Source organism: Salinisphaera sp. SWV1 (genome assembly GCF_052044155.1).
In the GTDB taxonomy this organism is placed as follows: Bacteria; Pseudomonadota; Gammaproteobacteria; order Nevskiales; family Salinisphaeraceae; genus Salinisphaera.
Genome location: NZ_JBQDYE010000143.1, coordinates 1 through 599 on the forward strand (window position 1 = coordinate 1; position 599 = coordinate 599).

The 599-nt window shown below is 47.7% G+C and carries 1 protein-coding gene; it reads left to right on the forward strand.

Annotated elements, in window-relative coordinates; all coding sequences use genetic code 11:
• A partial coding sequence (locus ACS8YF_RS19900; RefSeq protein ID WP_440851808.1) for an Ig-like domain-containing protein occupies nucleotides 1–599 on the forward strand: 599 nt, incomplete at both ends.

A 599-nucleotide genomic window follows, 5' to 3' on the forward strand; every position in this document is an offset into this window, starting at 1 on the left:
GATGGCAGTGGTAACCTGATCGAAGGTCTCACTGTGTACTTCGCCTTAAAAAGCGGCTCTGCCACATTAACGTCATTAACAGCGGTGACCGATCAAAACGGAATCGCGACAACAAGCGTGAAAGGAGCGATGACAGGTAGCGTCACGGTAAGCGCAGTCACGACCGCTGGTGGAATGCAAACAGTAGATATAACGCTGGTGGCTGGCCCGGCAGACACCTCGCAGTCCGTCCTTAAGAGCAATCGGTCATCACTGAAAGGGGACTATACCGATAGTGCTGAATTACGTCTTGTTCTGCACGATATATCAGGCAATCCGATCAAAGTTTCTGAAGGGATGGAATTTGTGCAATCAGGTACTAACGTGCCCTATATAAAAATTAGCGCAATTGATTACAGTCTAAATATCAACGGTGATTACAAAGCCACTGTTACAGGAGGCGGAGAGGGTATCGCAACGCTGATCCCTGTATTGAATGGTGTTCATCAAGCTGGTCTGAGTACCACAATACAATTCACTCGCGCAGAAGACAAAATAATGAGCGGTACAGTATCAGTCAATGGTACTGACCTACCGACAACTACATTCCCTTCGCAGGG